This is a genomic window from Cognatundibacterium luofuense, assembly GCF_018139685.1.
Taxonomy (GTDB): Bacteria; Pseudomonadota; Gammaproteobacteria; order Burkholderiales; family Burkholderiaceae_D; genus Undibacterium; species Undibacterium luofuense.
On the sequence record NZ_JAGSPN010000566.1, the window covers coordinates 1 to 294 of the forward strand.

At 47.6% G+C, this 294-nt stretch carries 1 protein-coding gene; it reads left to right on the forward strand.

Annotated elements, in window-relative coordinates; all coding sequences use genetic code 11:
- On the forward strand, positions 1–294 hold a 294-nt coding region (locus tag KDM89_RS21665), incomplete at both ends, for a DUF3734 domain-containing protein (RefSeq protein WP_212689839.1).

Here is a 294-nt window from a genome sequence, read left to right on the forward strand (position 1 = left end):
TATGGTTGACTTGTGGGAACCGACCGAAAGCAGGCCTGCCTCGATTGCCGATGTGATGACGCGCTATAAAAACATACAGTATGCCAGCCGCTCACGGGAATTATTGATGATGCATCAGAAAATGCAGAATATGCAACGCGCAATTCGTACGCTTACTGTGCACCTGCCAGCCTCAGCTCGCAAGGATAAGCAATTGCAGCCGCTGATGAAAATGGGCTGCGATCATACGGTGAATGTGGTGCATCTGATTATGAAAGCGCTGCCGGATGAACAGTATTTTAAAGATGTAGATTT